Here is a 15,164-nt window from a genome sequence, read left to right on the forward strand (position 1 = left end):
GCCAAGTGGGGGATGGTAGAGACAGTCAGGGCACCTCGAAGAAGAGGCACTACGTCGGTGAGGGATGACGTGAGCGACAACTCTGTAGTACTGCGGTACGCGGACGGTGAATACACCTACCCGGTGGTCGAGAGCACCGTCGGTGACCAGGGCTTCGACATCGGGAAGCTGCGGGCCCAGACCGGCCTGGTCACCCTGGACAGCGGATACGGCAACACCGCCGCCTACAAATCCGCCATCACCTACCTCGATGGCGAGCAGGGCATCCTGCGGTACCGCGGCTACCCCATCGAGCAGCTGGCCGAGCAGTCCACCTTCCTGGAGGTGGCCTACCTGCTGATCAACGGTGAGCTGCCGAAGGGCGAGGAGCTCGCCACCTTCCAGAACGAGATCACCCAGCACACGCTGGTCCACGAGGACGTCAAGAACTTCTTCCGCGGCTTCCCGCGGGACGCCCACCCGATGGCGATGCTGTCCTCGGTGGTCTCCGCGCTGTCCACCTTCTACCAGGACAGCCACAACCCGTTCGACGAGACGCAGCGCCACCTGTCGACGATCCGGCTCCTCGCGAAGCTGCCGACGATCGCCGCGTACGCGTACAAGAAGTCGATCGGTCACCCCTTCGTCTACCCGCGCAACGACCTCGGCTATGTCGAGAACTTCCTGCGGATGACGTTCTCGGTCCCGGCCCAGGAGTACGAGCTCGACCCGGTCGTCGTCTCGGCGCTCGACAAGCTCCTCATCCTGCACGCGGACCACGAGCAGAACTGTTCGACCTCCACCGTGCGCCTGGTCGGCTCCTCGCAGGCGAACATGTTCGCCTCGATCTCGGCCGGCATCTCCGCCCTGTGGGGCCCGCTGCACGGCGGCGCCAACCAGTCGGTCCTGGAGATGCTCGAGGGCATCAAGGCCAACGGCGGCGACGTCGACTCCTTCATCCGCAAGGTGAAGAACAAGGAGGACGGCGTCCGCCTGATGGGCTTCGGCCACCGGGTGTACAAGTCCTTCGACCCGCGCGCCAAGATCATCAAGGCGGCGGCGCACGACGTCCTCTCGGCCCTCGGCAAGTCCGACGAGCTGCTGGACATCGCGCTCAAGCTGGAGGAGCACGCGCTCTCCGACGAGTACTTCGTCTCGCGCAACCTCTACCCGAACGTGGACTTCTACACGGGCCTCATCTACCGCGCGATGGGCTTCCCGACCGAGATGTTCACCGTGCTCTTCGCGCTCGGCCGGCTCCCCGGCTGGATCGCCCAGTGGCACGAGATGATCAAGGAGCCCGGCTCCCGCATCGGCCGCCCGCGCCAGATCTACACCGGTGAGGTCCTCCGCGACTTCGTCCCGGTCGAGGAGCGCTGAGCCGACCCCGCACAGGTCGACTGAGGCGTCGCGAAGGGCCCTCCGGCGGAAAGCCGGAGGGCCCTTACGTGTTCCGAAGCCGCGCTGCGAGGCCGCGCTCCGAGGCCGTGTTCCCGTGCCGGGCCCGCGCTCCGAGGCCGCGGCCCCGGGGGCGCCTCCCCGGAAGGACAGACAGAAGCGCCCCGCTCTCCGATCCCCCCACGGGTCGGCGAGCGGGGCGCTTCCCATATCCCCGGTGCGGATTCCCCCCACGGGATCCGGGCCGGGCGTCCGGTGCGCGGTCTGCCGGGGTACGTACGGGAGGGCCGCTCAAGCTCCCCGTGCACGTGCCCCGGCCGCGCTTGCCTGTCGGGACGTCCCCCAAGACCTCCCGACGAACGTCCCCCAAGACGTTCTGGCATCGCCCACTTAGACTCGCGAACAGCCCAGATGGTTACCCCCCAATATCTGTGATCTAGGTCTCTTTGTGAAGGACTTGTGCGTCACGTGTAGGTGAAATCAACGGAACCGGCGCAGGCGCAGGCTGTTCGTCACGACGAAGACGGACGAGAAGGCCATGGCCAGGCCCGCGATCATCGGGTTCAGCAGACCGGCCGCGGCGAGCGGCAGGGCGGCCACGTTGTAGCCGAAGGCCCACGCGAGGTTGCCCTTGATCGTCGCCAGGGTCCGGCGGGAGAGCCGGATCGCGTCGGCGGCGACGCGCAGGTCGCCCCGGACGAGGGTGAGGTCGCTCGCCTCGATGGCCGCGTCCGTCCCGGTGCCCATGGCGAGCCCCAGATCGGCGGTGGCGAGCGCCGCCGCGTCGTTGACGCCGTCGCCGACCACGGCGACCGTGCGGCCCTCCTCCTGGAGCCGCCGGACCACCCCGGCCTTCTCCTCCGGCAGCACCTCGGCGATCACCTCGTCGATGCCGACCTCGGCGGCGACGGCCTCCGCGACGGCCCGGTGGTCGCCGGTGAGCAGCACCGGCCGCAGTCCGAGGGCGCGGAGTCGGGCGACAGCCTCCGCACTGGTGTCCTTGACCGCGTCGGCGACGGTGAGGGTGCCGCGCAGGGCCCCGTCCCAGGCGACGAGGACGGCCCCGGCCGTCGTGCCGGCCGGGACCGGGACGGACGCGGCGGCGAGCAGGGCGGCCCGCCCGGCGAGGACGGACCGGCCGTCGACGGTGCCGCGGACGCCGAGCCCGGGGACGTTCTCGAAGCTCTCGGGGGTCGGCAGTTCGGCCGTGGGGAGCCCGAGCCGCTCGGCGGCGCCGGCGGCCACGGCGCGGGCCACCGGGTGCTCGGAGGCGTGCTCCAGGGCCCCGGCGAGCCGCAGCAGCTCCTTCTCGTCGGTGTCGCCGGCGGGGTGGACTCCGGTGAGGGTCATCCGGCCGGTGGTGACGGTGCCGGTCTTGTCGAGGACGACGGTGTCGACGCGGCGGGTGGACTCCAGGACCTCGGGGCCCTTGATGAGGATGCCGAGCTGGGCGCCGCGCCCGGTGCCCACGAGCAGCGCGGTCGGGGTGGCGAGGCCGAGGGCGCAGGGGCAGGCGATGATCAGCACGGCGACGGCCGCGGTGAACGCGGCGGTCGCGCCCGCGCCGGAGCCGAGCCAGAAGCCGAGGGTGGCGAGGGCGATGACCAGGACGACGGGGACGAAGACGGCGGAGACCCGGTCGGCGAGCCGCTGCACCTCGGCCTTGCCGCTCTGCGCCTCCTCGACGAGCTTCGCCATCCGGGCGAGCCGGGTGTCGGCGCCGACCCGGCCGGCCCGGACGACGAGCCGGCCGGAGACGTTGACGCAGCCGCCGGTGACGGTGGAGCCGGGGGTGACGTCGACGGGCAGGGACTCGCCGGTGAGCAGTGAGGCGTCGACGGCGGAGGCGCCCTCGGTGACGGTGCCGTCGGTGGCGATCTTCTCCCCGGGGCGTACGACGAAGAACTCTCCGGTCCGCAGTTCGGCGACCGGCACCCGTACCTCGTGGCCCTCGCGCAGGACGGCGACGTCCTTGGCGCCCAGTTCCATCAGGGCGCGCAGCGCGGCGCCGGCCTTCCGCTTGGCGCGGGCCTCCAGGTAGCGGCCGAGCAGGATGAAGGTGACGACGCCGGCGGCGACCTCCAGATAGAGGGCTCCGGAGGCGTCGGCGCGGTCGACGGTGAGGTCGAAGCCGTGGCGCATCCCGGGCATGCCGGCGTCGCCGAGGAAGAGCGCCCAGAGGGACCAGCCGTAGGCGGCGAGGGTGCCGACCGAGACGAGGGTGTCCATGGTGGCGGCGCCGTGCCGGAGGTTGGTCCAGGCGGCGCGGTGGAAGGGCAGGCCGCCCCAGACGACGACGGGGGAGGCGAGGGTGAGGGAGAGCCACTGCCAGTTGCCGAACTGGAGGGCGGGGACCATGGCGAGCAGGACGACGGGCGCGGCGAGGACGGCGGAGACGGTCAGCCGCCGGCGCAGCGCGTCGAGCTCGGGGTCGGTCTCCGGCTCGTCGGCCGCCTCGGGCTCCGGCGGGGCGGGTTCCTCGGCGGTGTAGCCGGTCTTCACGACGGTGGCGATGAGCGCGTCGACGCCGACCTCGGGGGCGTGCTCGACGTGTGCCTTCTCGGTCGCGTAGTTGACGGTCGCGGTGACGCCGTCCATCCGGTTGAGCTTCTTCTCGACGCGGGCCGCGCAGGAGGCGCAGGTCATCCCGCCGATGGTCAGCTCGGTGACGGTGGTGCTGGGCATGTGCGGTTCCAAAGGGGAGCAGGGCCGTACCGGACAACGGTACGGCCCTGCGGTGCCGGTGCGGCGGGCGGTCAGACGAGCTCGTAACCGGCCTCGTCGACGGCGGCGGCGACGGCCTCGCGGTCGAGCGGGGCGGCGGAGACCACGGTGACCTCGCCGGTGCCGGCGACGGCGGTGACCGAGGAGACGCCGGGGAGCGCGGAGATCTCGCTGGAGACGGCGCCCTCGCAGTGGCCGCAGGTCATGCCCTTGACCTGGTACACGGTGGTGAGTTCGGTCTGCGTCTCGGCGGCCATGGGGTTCTCCTCTTCGATTCGAGCCTTACGCTTCCACATTATACCCCTAGGGGGTATCAATGCCACTCCTGTCCGGTTCGCGTCGCGTCAGCGATCTCAGCCACGCCAGTCCCACCAGTGTCACCAGTACCAGACCGCCCACCGAGAAGAGGGTGAAGAGGTGCTCCTGCTCGGACGTGGGCTCCGGGATGTACCCCTGGGCGAAGAGCGAGCGGTCGAGGTCCGTGGTGGTCAGCCGGAGCACCAGCCAGAGCGCGATGCCGTGCATCGAGTCCCAGAGCGCGTGCAGCACCGCCACGCCGAGGTAGGTGCCGACGACCGCCCCGGTGAACCGGAACCGCCCGTCGGGGCGGCGGGAGGCGAAGAGCGCCGCGCCCACGATCGCCGTCCACAGGCCGTGCCCGAAGGGGGCGAGGACCCCGCGCAGGATCTCGGTCTCCAGCAGCGAGCGCAGGTCGATGCCGTCCAGGGTGACGGCCGCGTTGAAGGCGTACCCCGCGCTCTCGAAGGCCGCGAAGCCGAAGCCGACCGTCCCGCCGAGCACCAGACCGGCGCGCCGGCCGCGCAGATACGGGCGGTGCCGGACGACGAACATCAGGGCGGCCGGCTTCACCGCCTCCTCGATCAGCCCGACCCCGAGGAACATCCACAGCGAGGGGTGCAGGAGGTAGTACTCCATGACCGAGGCGCCGAGGACGCCGAGGATGCCGCCGGTGACGAAGCACCCGAGGATCACCGGCAGTCCGAGGTCGCGGCCGTGCCGCTCGTACGCCCACAGGACGAAGACGCCCGGGACCAGGAAGCTGCCCAGCAGGATCAGGGTGGGCAGCAGGGTGGTGTTGGCGGTGGCGTACGTGACCACCGCGGTCAGCGCCCACAGCGCGAGGCCGCCCCACAGGCAGCGCTTCCACAGGCCGGGGCGCGGTCCGGGGGGTTCCGGGGGAGCCGGGGGCGGTGGGGGAGGGGTCGGGGCAGTGGGCCGGTACTCGTACATCCGCGGGCCTCCAAGTCCCTCCACCGACAGGGCATCTGACCGGAGCTTATGGTAGATACCCGATATGTCGCATTCGGGGAGCACGCTCGTCCTGATCATGGTGATCGCCGTCCTCGCGCCCCTGCTGGCGTACGGGGTGGGGCGCCGCGTCCCCGTTCCGCTCGCCGTCTTCGAGATCCTCCTCGGCATCCTCGTCGGCCCCGACGTGCTCGGCTGGGCCCACTCCGGCGAGCTGATCGACGGCCTCTCGGAACTCGGCCTCGCCATGCTGATCTTCCTGGCCGGGTACGAGATCGAGTTCGGCAAGGTCCGCGGCGACACCCTCGGGCGCTCGGTCTGGGCCTGGCTGGTCGCGCTCGCCCTCGGGCTCACCGCCGGCATCCTGCTCGGCGGCGGCTGGTCCACCGGGGTCTTCATCGGCGTGGCCCTCACCAGCACCGCCCTCGGCACCGTCCTGCCGGTGCTGCGCGACTCCGGCGGCCTGCGCGGGCGCTTCGGCTCGGTCGTGATGGCCTTCGGCGCGGTCGGCGAGTTCGGGCCGATCATCGCCATGGCGCTGCTGCTCAGCGGGCGCAGCGCCGCCCAGTCCACGGTGCTCCTCCTGGTCTTCGCCGCGCTCACCGCCGCCGCCGTCCTCTGGGCCCTGCGGCCCCGCCCGCCGTGGTTCGCCGCCGTCGTCGCGAAGACCCTCCACACCAGCGGCCAGTTCGCGGTCCGCTTCGTCTTCCTGCTGCTCGCCCTGATGCTCGGGGCCTCGACGGCGCTCGGCCTCGACGTCCTGCTGGGCGCCTTCGCCGCCGGGCTCATCACCCGGCTGGTGCTGACCGGGGCGGCGCCCGAGGCGGGGCCGGAGATCCTGGGGAAGGTCGAGGCGGTCGGCTTCGGCTTCCTGGTGCCGGTCTTCTTCGTCGTCACCGGCATCGAGTTCGACCTGGACTCGCTGCTCTCCGGCAGCCGGGCGCTGCTGCTCCTGCCGGTCTTCGTGCTGCTCTTCCTGGTGGTGCGCGGCGGGCCGATCTGGTTCCTCGCCCCGCGCGACCTCGACCGGAAGGACCGCGCCGCACTGGTCCTCTACGGCTCCACCGCGCTGCCGCTCGTCGTCGCCATCACCACCATCGGCCTGGACGACGGGGCCCTGTCGGCGGGCGAGGCGGCCGCTCTCGTGGGCGCGGGGATGGTCTCCGTCCTGGTCCTCCCGCTGCTCGCGATGCGGGTGCGGGCGGGACGGGACCAGGGGACGGCGGAGGCGGTCAGCGAGTCGGAGGCGTGGTGACGGTCCCGCCCGCCTCCGCCTTGTCGGTCCTTGCCCTGTCGGTCCTCGACCTGTCGGCCCTTGCCTTGTCGGTGGCCGGGGCGCCGCCGGCCTCCGCCCCGTCGACGACCGGGGAGAGGTAGCGGAGCATCACCGTCTTGAGTTCGGCGACGGCCGCGTCGCGCACCGGCCCCTCGGGGGCGGCGACGACCAGCGCGAGCCCGCCCTTGAAGACGGCGAAGGCCATGTCGGCGATCCGGTCCAGCCGGTCGTCGGGGAGCGGGGGCGTGGCCCGGTTCCGGATCGTCTCGCGGACCTGGTGCAGCAGGGAGGCGTGCAGCTCGTCGTGCTCCTCGGCGATCCTGCCGGGCACGTCGGAGCCGTGCATCAGGGCGAGGAAGGCCGGGTTGAGGCAGTTGAACTCGATCATCGGGTCGAGCACCGCGTCGATCAGCTCCGGCAGCGGCAGGGCCATGTTGGCCGGGGTGAAGACCTGGCCGTGGGCCTCGCGCATCTGCTGGATGAGCCGGCCGCCGAGCTCGACGGCGATTGCCTCCTTGTTCGGGAAGTACTGGTAGAGCGTGCCTGGCGAGACCTTGGCCTCGCGGGCGATCGCGTTGGTGCTGGTGGCCGTGTAGCCGTTGGCGCAGAACACGGCGGCGGCCGCCTGGAGCAGCTGGGAGATGCGGCGTTCGCCGCGGGCCTGTCGGCGGCGCGGCTTCGGGTCCTCGGGCATGGCTGTCCCCAGTCCTCCTCGATACGCGTTGACAAACACGAGAGGTCGCTCGCATTCTATGAATACGCGAGTGATCGCTCGTGTTTGCCAGTCTATGGCAATGGGCGGCCCTCGTGACCTGCCGGGAAGCGAGCGCGAGGGCCACGGTGAAGGGGACACCGCGTCATGTCCGAAGTCAAGAAAGCGCCACCCGCACGGGGGGACAGCCCGGTCCGGGGCGGGGGATGGACGCGCTTCGTGACCGCGCGACCGAGGCTCACCCTGCTCGTCGCCCTCGTCCTCACCGCCCTCGCGGTCCTGGCCGGCGGCGGCGTCGCCGACCGGATGGGCAGCGGCGGCTGGGAGGACCCGGCCGCCGAGTCCAGCTACGCCACGAAGGCGCTGGAGCGGGAGTTCCCCGGCTCCCAGCCCAATCTGCTGCTCCTCGTCGACGCGGGGGAGGCCGGCGTCGACGACCCCGCCGTGGTCGCGGAGGCCCGCCGCCTCACCGAGCGGCTCTCCGCCGAGCCCGGCGTCGAGGGTGTCGGCTCCTACTGGGCGGGCGGCTCGCCCGCCCTCCGCTCCGAGGACGGCACCAAGGCCGTCGTCGCCGCCCGCATCGCCGGCGAGGAGAAGGCGGCCGGCGAGCTCCTCGACCGCATCGCGCCGGAGTACCGCGGCACCCACGGACCCGTCGAGGTCACCCTCGGCGGCGGCCTCGCCGTCCGCCACGAGATGCAGACGATCATCCAGGAGGACCTGCTGCGGGCCGAGCTGATCGCCCTGCCGCTCACCCTGGTCCTGCTCGTCATGGTCTTCGGCAGCGCCGTCGCCGCCCTGCTGCCGCTCGGCGTCGGCATCGTCGCCATCCTCGGCACCAACGCCGTGCTGCGCGGGATCACCGAGTTCACCGACGTCTCCGTCTTCGCGCAGAACCTCACCACCGCGCTCGGCCTCGGCCTCGCCATCGACTACGCGCTCTTCGTCGTCCGCCGCTACCGCGAGGAGCTGGCCGCCGGAGCCGAGCCCTCCGCCGCCGTCCGCACCACCTTGCGCACCGCGGGGCGGACCGTGCTCTTCTCCGCCCTCACCGTCGCGGTCTCGCTCGCCGCCATGCTCGTCTTCCCGCAGTACTTCCTGCGCTCCTTCGCCTACGCGGGCATCGCCGTCGTCCTGCTCGCCGCGGCCGCCGCCCTCACCCTCCTCCCCGCCGCCCTCGTACTCCTCGGCCACCGGGTCGACGCCCTCGACCTGCGCCGCCTCCTCCGGCGCCGCCGCGCCCGGACGCAGGACGCCGCGGCGGGCACCGGCTGGTCCCGGACGGCAGGCCTGGTGATGCGCCGGGCCCCCGTCTTCGCCGTCCTCACCACCGCCGGCCTCGTCCTGCTCGGGCTGCCCTTCCTCGGCGTGAAGTTCGGCACCGCCGACGACCGGCAGCTGCCCGCCACCGCCACCTCCCGGATCGTCCAGGAGGAGCTGCGCGACGGCTTCCCCGGCGACCCCGGCGGCAGCATCGCCGTCCTCGCCGAGGGCCCCGCCACCCCCGCCGAGCTCGCCGCCTACCGCGAGCGCATCGCCGGCCTCGACGGCGTCGTCCGGGTCGACGGCCCCGTCGTCTCCGGCACCGGCGCGGACACCGCCGCCTACTACAGCGTCGTCCCCGAAGGCCCGGCCGTCGGGGACGGGGCCCAGCGCGCCGTCGGCGAACTGCGCGCCGCCGAAGCCCCCTTCGCCACCTCGGTCACCGGCCAGGCCGCCGTCCTCGTCGACTCCAAGGACGCCATCGCCGAGCGGCTCCCCTGGGCGGCGGGCATCATCGTCCTCGTCACCCTGCTCCTCGTCTTCCTGCTCACCGGCAGCGTGCTGATCCCCGTCCAGGCCGTCGTCCTCAACGCCCTCAGCCTCACCGCCATGTTCGGTGCCGTCGTCTGGGTCTTCCAGGACGGACACCTCTCCGGCCTCCTCGGCTTCACCGCCACCGGCGACATAGAGACCACCCTGCCGGTCCTCATGTTCTGCGTGGCCTTCGGCCTCTCCATGGACTACGGCGTCTTCCTGCTCTCCCGGATCAAGGAGGAGTACGACGCCACCGGCGACCACGAGGGCGCCGTCCGCTTCGGCCTCGCCCGCACCGGCGGACTCATCACCGCCGCCGCCGTCATCCTCGCCGTCGTCATGGTCGCCATCGGCACCTCCCGGGTCACCAACACCAAGATGCTCGGCCTCGGCGTCGCCCTCGCCGTCGTCATGGACGCCATGGTGGTCCGCAGCCTCCTCGTCCCCTCGGTCATGAAACTGACCGGCCGCCTCACCTGGTGGGCCCCCGGACCGCTCCGCCGCTTCCACGACCGCTTCGGCATCAGCGAGTCCGAGCCGCCCACCACCCCCGCGGCCCCGTCCGCCGGGACGGAGCGGATCCGCGAGCCCGTCACCACCCGGGGCTAGACAGCCCTCTCCGGGCCCCGGACGGCCTTGGGGATCCCGCCCGGCCTTCGGGGTCCCGGACGGCCTTCGGGATCCCGCCCGGCCCGTCCTGGTCCCGCCGGGCCCGTGGCGGACCGGACACGCCGCGGCGCCGCCCCCCGGACTCCACCGGAGGACGGCGCCGCACGGGCCGGACGGAAGGGATCAGTCGCGGCGCGCCCGGTTGCCGGGGCGGCTCGCGACCCAGGCGCGGACGGTGTCCGCGTACCAGAAGGGCTTGCCCGACTCGACCCGGTCGGGCGGCGGAAGCAGCCCGTGCTTCCGGTAGGAGCGGACGGTGTCCGGCTGGACCCGGATGTGCGCGGCGATGTCCTTGTACGACCAGAGGTTCCTGTCCGTCATGTGCCTGTGCCTCCCTCACGCCCCGTGCCGCGCAGCGGTGGCGGGGGGTGCCGTTCGGGGGCGCTGCGGGCGGTGGCGTCGGTGAAATCACCGGTCCTGTGCCCGCGGAAGGACCCGCTCTGACGGCCGGGGAGCGGCTGTCGACCGTCTGTGACGCGAAGCCCGCGAAACCGCGACACCTGTGACGAGGACGGGACCTTCGTGACAGAAGTGACGAACAGTCACAGCGGCGCGCCCCCGTGCGCGGAGCCCTCCGGTCACACCCCGCAGGAGCGGAGGTAGCCCCGGGTGCGCAGGGCGATCGGATAGGGGGCGTCCGGCTCGCACGGGTACATGTCCTGCTCCACGATCGCGAAGAGGTCCACGTCCAGCGCCGCCGCGGCCGCGAGCACCGGCTCCAGCGCCGGCACCCCCGCCGGCGGCTCGCACATCACGCCCCGCGCCACCGCGGGGCCGAAGGGCAGGCCCTCGGCCCGCACCGACGCCAGCACCACCGGATCCACCTGCTTCAGATGGAGGTAGCCGATGCGCTCCCCGTAGGTCTCGATCAGCTTCACGCTGTCCCCGCCCGCGTACGCGTAGTGCCCGGTGTCCAGGCAGAGCGCCACCGCCTCCGGATCGGTGGCGTCCAGGAAGCGGGTCACGCTCTCCTCGTCGTCGAGGTGCGTGTCGGCGTGCGGATGGACCACGATCCGCAGCCCGTACCGCTCCCGCACCTCCCGGCCCAGGCGCTCGGTCAGCGCGGTCAGATCCCGCCACTGCCCCGCCGACAGCACCCGGTCCTCCAGCACCTCGCCGGTTCTGTCGTCCCGCCAGAAGGAGGGGATCACCACCAGGTGGCGGGCGCCCATGGCCTGGGCCAGGGCCGCGTTCTCCGCGACGTGCGCCCAGGTCCGCTCCCACACGGCGGAGCCGTGGTGCAGCCCGGTGAAGACCGTGCCGGCCGACACCCGAAGCCCGCGCCGGGAGGTCTCCTCGGCGAGCAGCGCCGGATCGGTGGGCAGATAGCCGTACGGGCCCAGCTCGATCCACTCGTAGCCGGCCCCCGCCACCTCGTCGAGGAAGCGCTGCCACGGCACCTGCCGGGGGTCGTCCGGGAACCACACCCCCCAGGAGTCCGGGGCGGAACCGACGCGGATGCGGGCGGGCGACGGCGACGGCGGCGACGGCTTCGTCATGCCAGCCACCTTGACCGCGCCCCGGAGCAGCGTCAAGACACCCGCCGGACGCGCGGGGCATCCGTCCGAATGTCCTGACATATCGTTGACACGCCTCCCGGCGGACGGCTAGACCTGGGAGCGGACGCCGGAGTCGAGAGGTGGCACGGGTGGAGTCGGAGCCGTACGACCTGATCACCATGGGGCGGCTCGGCGTCGACCTCTACCCCCTCCAGAGCGGCGTCGGACTCGACCGGGTGGACACCTTCCGGCGGTTCCTCGGCGGCTCCCCGGCCAACGTCGCCGTCGCCGCCGCGCGCCTCGGCCGCCGCACCGCCCTGATCAGCCGCACCGGCGCCGATCCCTTCGGCGGCTACCTCCGGCGCGAGCTCAAGGAGTTCGGGGTGGACGCCCGCTGGGTCACCGAGGTCCCCGAGCACCCCACCCCCGTCACCTTCTGCGCCCTCTTCCCGCCCGACGACTTCCCGCTCACCTTCTACCGCCGCCCCAAGGCCCCCGACCTGGAGATCCACCCGCACGAGCTGGACCTCGACGCGATCCGCGCCGCCCGCGTCCTGTGGACCACCGGCACCGGCCTCAGCGAGGAGCCCAGTCGGGCCGCCACCCTCACCGCCCTGAAGGCCCGGTCCGGCCGCGCCCACACCGTCCTCGACCTCGACTGGCGGCCCCACTTCTGGCCCGACCCGGCCACCGCCCGCCCCCACTACACCGAGGCCCTGCGGCACGCCACCGTCGCCGTCGGCAACGCCGAGGAGTGCGAGGTCGCCACCGGCGAACGCGACCCCGAGGCCGCCGCCCGCGCCCTCCTCGGCCTCCTCGCCCCCGGCGACGCCGCCACCGTCCCGCTCGCCGTCGTCAAACGCGGCCCCGAGGGCGTCCTCGCGCTCGCCGCCGACGGCCGGCGCGCCGCCGTCCCGCCGCTCCCCGTCGACGTCGTCAACGGCCTCGGCGCCGGCGACGCCTTCGGCGGCGCCCTCGTCGACGGCCTCCTCGCCGGCCTCCCCCTCGCGGACACCCTGCGCCGCGCGGGCGCCGCCGGCGCCATCGTCGCAGGCCGGCTGGCCTGCGCCCCCGCCATGCCGGACGCCGCCGGCATCGACCGCGCCCTCGCCACCGGCTCGGGCACCCTCCCGACCGAGGACGACCCCTGGTGACCGACCGCCGCCTCCACCTCCCCGCCGGGAGCGCCGCCCGGGGGCCGTACGCCCTCGACATCGACCCCGGGACGGCCGGATGGAGCCGTTCCGCACTCCGCGTCGTCGACCTGCCGCCCGGCGGGGAGCACACCTTCGACAGCGCGGATGCCGAATGGGTGGTGCTTCCCCTCGCCGGGGGCGGTACCGTGCGCGTCGACGGGGAGTTTTTCGAACTCGGTGGCCGCGCAAGCGTGTTCGCCTCCGTGACCGACTTCGTCTACGTACCGCGCGACGCCCACGCCCAGATCGCCTCCGGCGCGGGAGGCCGCTTCGCTTTGGCAGGAGCGAACTGCGAGCGACGACTCCCCGCCCGCTACGGCCCCGCGCCGGAGGTTCCCGTCGAGGACCGCGGCAGCGGTGACCGCGCCCGCCGGGTGCGGAACTTCGCCTCGGCCGACGCCTTCCCCTGCGACCGGCTGATCGCCGTCGAGGTCATCACCCCCGGCGGCCACTGGTCCTCCTACCCGCCGCACAAGCACGACGAGCACCGCCCCGGGACCGAGTCCGTCCTGGAGGAGATCTACTACTACGAGATCGAGGACCCGCGCGGCTACGCCTACCAGCGGATCTCGCCCTCCCGGCCCGGCGGCGCCGACCTCCTCGCCGAGGTCCGGCACGGCGACGCCGTCCTCGTCCCCGACGGCTGGCACGGCCCCTCGATCGCCCGGCCCGGCCACGACCTGTACTACCTCAACGTCATGGCCGGCCCCGGCCCCGCGCGGGAGTGGCGGATCAGCTTCCACCCCGACCACACGGAGGGATACGCGTGAGGCTCACCGTGGCGCAGGCGCTGGTGCGCTTCCTGGCCGCCCAGTACACCGAGCGCGACGGAACCCGGCACCGGCTGATCGCCGCCACCTGGGGCATCTTCGGCCACGGGAACGTCGCCGGGCTCGGCCAGGCGCTCGTCGAGCACGCCGACGCCATGCCCTTCCTCCAGGGCCGCAACGAACAGTCCATGGTCCACGCCGCCGTCGGCCACGCCCGCCAGACCGGCCGGCTCTCCGCCCACGCCGTCACCACCTCCATCGGCCCCGGCGCCACCAACCTCGTCACCGGCGCCGCCCTCGCCACGATCAACCACCTCCCGGTGCTGCTGCTCCCCGGTGACACCTTCGCGACCCGTCCCGCCGACCCGGTCCTCCAGCAGCTCCAGCTGCCCCACGCCGGCGACGTCTCCGTCAACGACTGCCTGCGCCCCGTCTCCCGCTTCTTCGACCGGATCGGCCGCCCCGAGGCACTGGTCCCGGCCGCCCTGGAGGCGATGCGGACCCTCGCCGACCCGGCGGCGACCGGCGCCGTCACCCTCGCCCTCCCGCAGGACGTGCAGGCGGAGGCGTACGACTGGCCGGAGGAGTTCTTCGCCGACCGCGTCTGGCGCGTCCGCCGCCCCCGCCCCGACCGGGCCGAACTCGACGCCGCCGCACAGGCCCTGAGAGAGGCCGACCGCCCGCTCCTCGTCGCCGGCGGCGGGGTCCGGCACAGCGCCGCCGAGGACGCCCTGCGGGAGCTCGCCGAGCGGGCCGGGCTCCCCGTCGCCACCACCCAGGCCGGCAAGGGCGTGCTCCCGCACGACCACCCCTGCGAGGTCGGCGGCCTCGGCCACACCGGCACCGCCACGGCCGACGACCTGGCCCGCGTCGCCGACCTGATCGTCGGCGTCGGGACCCGCTACACCGACTTCACCACCGCCTCCGGCACCCTCTTCGCCCCGGACGCCCGCTTCCTCAACCTCAACATCACCGGCTTCGACGCCCACAAGCAGGGCACGCGGCTGCCACTCGTCGCCGACGCCCGGGAAGGACTCACCGCCCTCGCGGACGCCCTCGGCGACCACCCGGCACGCCCGCTGACCTGGACCGCCGCGAAGGCCGCCTGGGAGGCCCGGGTCACCGCCGCCTACGCGGTCCCCGACGAGACCGCCCGCCCCACCCAGGCCCAGGTCCTCGGAGTGCTCGACACCCTGGTCGACTCCACCGACATCCTGATCAACGCCGCCGGCTCGCTCCCCGGCGACCTCCACAAGCTCTGGCGGACCCGCTCCCGCGACCAGTACCACGTCGAGTACGGCTACTCCTGTATGGGCTACGAGATCCCCGCCGCCGTCGGCGTCCTCCTCGCCGCCCCCGGCCGGCCCGTCTGGGCCCTCGTCGGGGACGGGACGTACCTGATGAATCCCACCGAGATCGTCACCGCCGTGCAGGAACGGCTGCCCCTGAGACTGGTGATCCTCCAGAACCACGGGTACGCCTCCATCGGCGGCCTCTCCGAGGCGGTCGGCGCCGAGCGGTACGGCACCGACTACCGCCTGCGGGACCCCGGAGGCGGCTTCACCGGCCCCCCGCTCCCCGTCGACCTCGGCGCCAACGCGGCCTCCCTCGGGATGCGGGTGCTGCGCCCCCGTACCGTCCGTGACCTGCGGGAAGCCCTCGCGGACGCCCGCGCCGCCACGGATCCCACATGTGTCTACATCGAGACCGAAACGCCCGACAGTGTGTCGGGCCCGCCTCCGGCCCAGGCGTGGTGGGATGTGCCCGTGGCCGAGATCTCGACCCGCCCGTCGGCGGTCAAGGCCCGCGAGGAGTACGACCGGCACGTCACCGCCCGGCGCCGCCGTCTCTGAAGGCACCGAAGGCTCTGAAGGA

Annotated in this window: 12 protein-coding genes; 6 read left to right on the forward strand and 6 right to left on the reverse strand. The window is 73.2% G+C overall.

Features of this window, described 5'->3' with window-relative positions; all coding sequences use genetic code 11:
• Positions 1–69 precede the first annotated feature (69 nt).
• On the forward strand, positions 70–1,359 hold the full coding sequence (locus ACF1BN_RS04940) for a citrate synthase (RefSeq protein ID WP_376604714.1): 1,290 nt from the start codon (positions 70–72) through the stop codon (positions 1,357–1,359).
• Positions 1,360–1,857: 498 nt separating this feature from the next.
• Here ACF1BN_RS04940 and ACF1BN_RS04945 read toward each other — a convergent pair whose 3' ends face one another.
• The 3 genes from ACF1BN_RS04945 to ACF1BN_RS04955 form a co-directional block, all read right to left on the reverse strand.
• Positions 1,858–4,062 (reverse strand): heavy metal translocating P-type ATPase, encoded by a 2,205-nt coding sequence (locus ACF1BN_RS04945; RefSeq protein ID WP_392330165.1) that lies wholly within the window; start codon positions 4,060–4,062, stop codon positions 1,858–1,860.
• A 71-nt stretch (positions 4,063–4,133) separates the two neighbouring features.
• The gene (locus tag ACF1BN_RS04950; protein ID WP_392330166.1) at positions 4,134–4,358 is read right to left on the reverse strand and encodes a heavy-metal-associated domain-containing protein; all 225 of its coding nucleotides are present in this window, start codon (positions 4,356–4,358) and stop codon (positions 4,134–4,136) included.
• Between the two features lie 46 nt (positions 4,359–4,404).
• The gene (locus ACF1BN_RS04955) at positions 4,405–5,352 is read right to left on the reverse strand and encodes a PrsW family intramembrane metalloprotease (RefSeq protein WP_392330167.1); all 948 of its coding nucleotides are present in this window, start codon (positions 5,350–5,352) and stop codon (positions 4,405–4,407) included.
• A 64-nt stretch (positions 5,353–5,416) separates the two neighbouring features.
• On the opposite strand from ACF1BN_RS04955, the gene ACF1BN_RS04960 reads away from it, so the two are divergent.
• Positions 5,417–6,625 carry a cation:proton antiporter gene (locus tag ACF1BN_RS04960; protein ID WP_392330168.1) on the forward strand — a complete coding sequence of 403 codons (1,209 nt, stop codon included), beginning with the start codon at positions 5,417–5,419 and terminating at the stop codon, positions 6,623–6,625.
• On the opposite strand, the gene ACF1BN_RS04965 is transcribed toward ACF1BN_RS04960, so the two are convergent.
• Positions 6,603–7,340 carry a TetR/AcrR family transcriptional regulator gene (locus ACF1BN_RS04965; protein WP_392330169.1) on the reverse strand — a complete coding sequence of 246 codons (738 nt, stop codon included), beginning with the start codon at positions 7,338–7,340 and terminating at the stop codon, positions 6,603–6,605. The genes ACF1BN_RS04960 and ACF1BN_RS04965 overlap by 23 nt on opposite strands.
• Before the next feature lie 165 nt (positions 7,341–7,505).
• On the opposite strand from ACF1BN_RS04965, the gene ACF1BN_RS04970 reads away from it, so the two are divergent.
• Complete coding sequence (locus tag ACF1BN_RS04970; protein ID WP_392330170.1) at positions 7,506–9,764, forward strand: MMPL family transporter; 2,259 nt, start codon at positions 7,506–7,508, stop codon at positions 9,762–9,764.
• Positions 9,765–9,947: 183 nt separating this feature from the next.
• On the opposite strand, the gene ACF1BN_RS04975 is transcribed toward ACF1BN_RS04970, so the two are convergent.
• Both ACF1BN_RS04975 and ACF1BN_RS04980 read right to left on the reverse strand, forming a co-directional pair.
• Positions 9,948–10,145 carry a helix-turn-helix transcriptional regulator gene (locus ACF1BN_RS04975; protein WP_376602477.1) on the reverse strand — a complete coding sequence of 66 codons (198 nt, stop codon included), beginning with the start codon at positions 10,143–10,145 and terminating at the stop codon, positions 9,948–9,950.
• A 257-nt stretch (positions 10,146–10,402) separates the two neighbouring features.
• Complete coding sequence (locus tag ACF1BN_RS04980; RefSeq protein ID WP_392330171.1) at positions 10,403–11,323, reverse strand: sugar phosphate isomerase/epimerase family protein; 921 nt, start codon at positions 11,321–11,323, stop codon at positions 10,403–10,405.
• Between the two features lie 179 nt (positions 11,324–11,502).
• Here ACF1BN_RS04980 and iolC point away from each other — a divergent pair, with 179 nt between their 5' ends.
• Genes iolC through iolD form a run of 3 tightly spaced genes read left to right on the forward strand, consistent with a single transcriptional unit; the run spans position 11,503 to position 15,142 of the window.
• The gene (gene iolC, locus ACF1BN_RS04985) at positions 11,503–12,477 is read left to right on the forward strand and encodes a 5-dehydro-2-deoxygluconokinase (protein WP_392330486.1); all 975 of its coding nucleotides are present in this window, start codon (positions 11,503–11,505) and stop codon (positions 12,475–12,477) included.
• Positions 12,474–13,289 (forward strand): 5-deoxy-glucuronate isomerase, encoded by an 816-nt coding sequence (gene iolB, locus ACF1BN_RS04990; protein ID WP_392330172.1) that lies wholly within the window; start codon positions 12,474–12,476, stop codon positions 13,287–13,289. Before iolC ends, iolB begins: the two co-directional genes overlap by 4 nt.
• Positions 13,280–15,142 (forward strand): 3D-(3,5/4)-trihydroxycyclohexane-1,2-dione acylhydrolase (decyclizing), encoded by a 1,863-nt coding sequence (gene iolD, locus ACF1BN_RS04995; RefSeq protein WP_392330487.1) that lies wholly within the window; start codon positions 13,280–13,282, stop codon positions 15,140–15,142. The genes iolB and iolD overlap by 10 nt, the downstream gene beginning before the upstream one ends.
• Positions 15,143–15,164 lie beyond the last annotated feature (22 nt).

It is taken from the genome of Streptomyces sp. NPDC014861 (genome assembly GCF_043081625.1).
In the GTDB taxonomy this organism is placed as follows: Bacteria; Actinomycetota; Actinomycetes; order Streptomycetales; family Streptomycetaceae; genus Streptomyces.

Excerpts from the sequence above, each read along its gene's own strand:
- ACF1BN_RS04945 (WP_392330165.1), bottom strand. The coding sequence starts at position 4,062 with ATGCCCAGCACCACCGTCACCGAGCTGACCATCGGCGGGATGACCTGC.
- ACF1BN_RS04950 (WP_392330166.1), bottom strand. The coding sequence starts at position 4,358 with ATGGCCGCCGAGACGCAGACCGAACTCACCACCGTGTACCAGGTCAAG.
- ACF1BN_RS04955 (WP_392330167.1), bottom strand. The coding sequence starts at position 5,352 with ATGTACGAGTACCGGCCCACTGCCCCGACCCCTCCCCCACCGCCCCCG.
- ACF1BN_RS04960 (WP_392330168.1), top strand. The coding sequence starts at position 5,417 with ATGTCGCATTCGGGGAGCACGCTCGTCCTGATCATGGTGATCGCCGTC.
- ACF1BN_RS04965 (WP_392330169.1), bottom strand. The coding sequence starts at position 7,340 with ATGCCCGAGGACCCGAAGCCGCGCCGCCGACAGGCCCGCGGCGAACGC.
- ACF1BN_RS04970 (WP_392330170.1), top strand. The coding sequence starts at position 7,506 with ATGTCCGAAGTCAAGAAAGCGCCACCCGCACGGGGGGACAGCCCGGTC.
- ACF1BN_RS04975 (WP_376602477.1), bottom strand. The coding sequence starts at position 10,145 with ATGACGGACAGGAACCTCTGGTCGTACAAGGACATCGCCGCGCACATC.
- ACF1BN_RS04980 (WP_392330171.1), bottom strand. The coding sequence starts at position 11,323 with ATGACGAAGCCGTCGCCGCCGTCGCCGTCGCCCGCCCGCATCCGCGTC.
- iolC (WP_392330486.1), top strand. The coding sequence starts at position 11,503 with ATGGGGCGGCTCGGCGTCGACCTCTACCCCCTCCAGAGCGGCGTCGGA.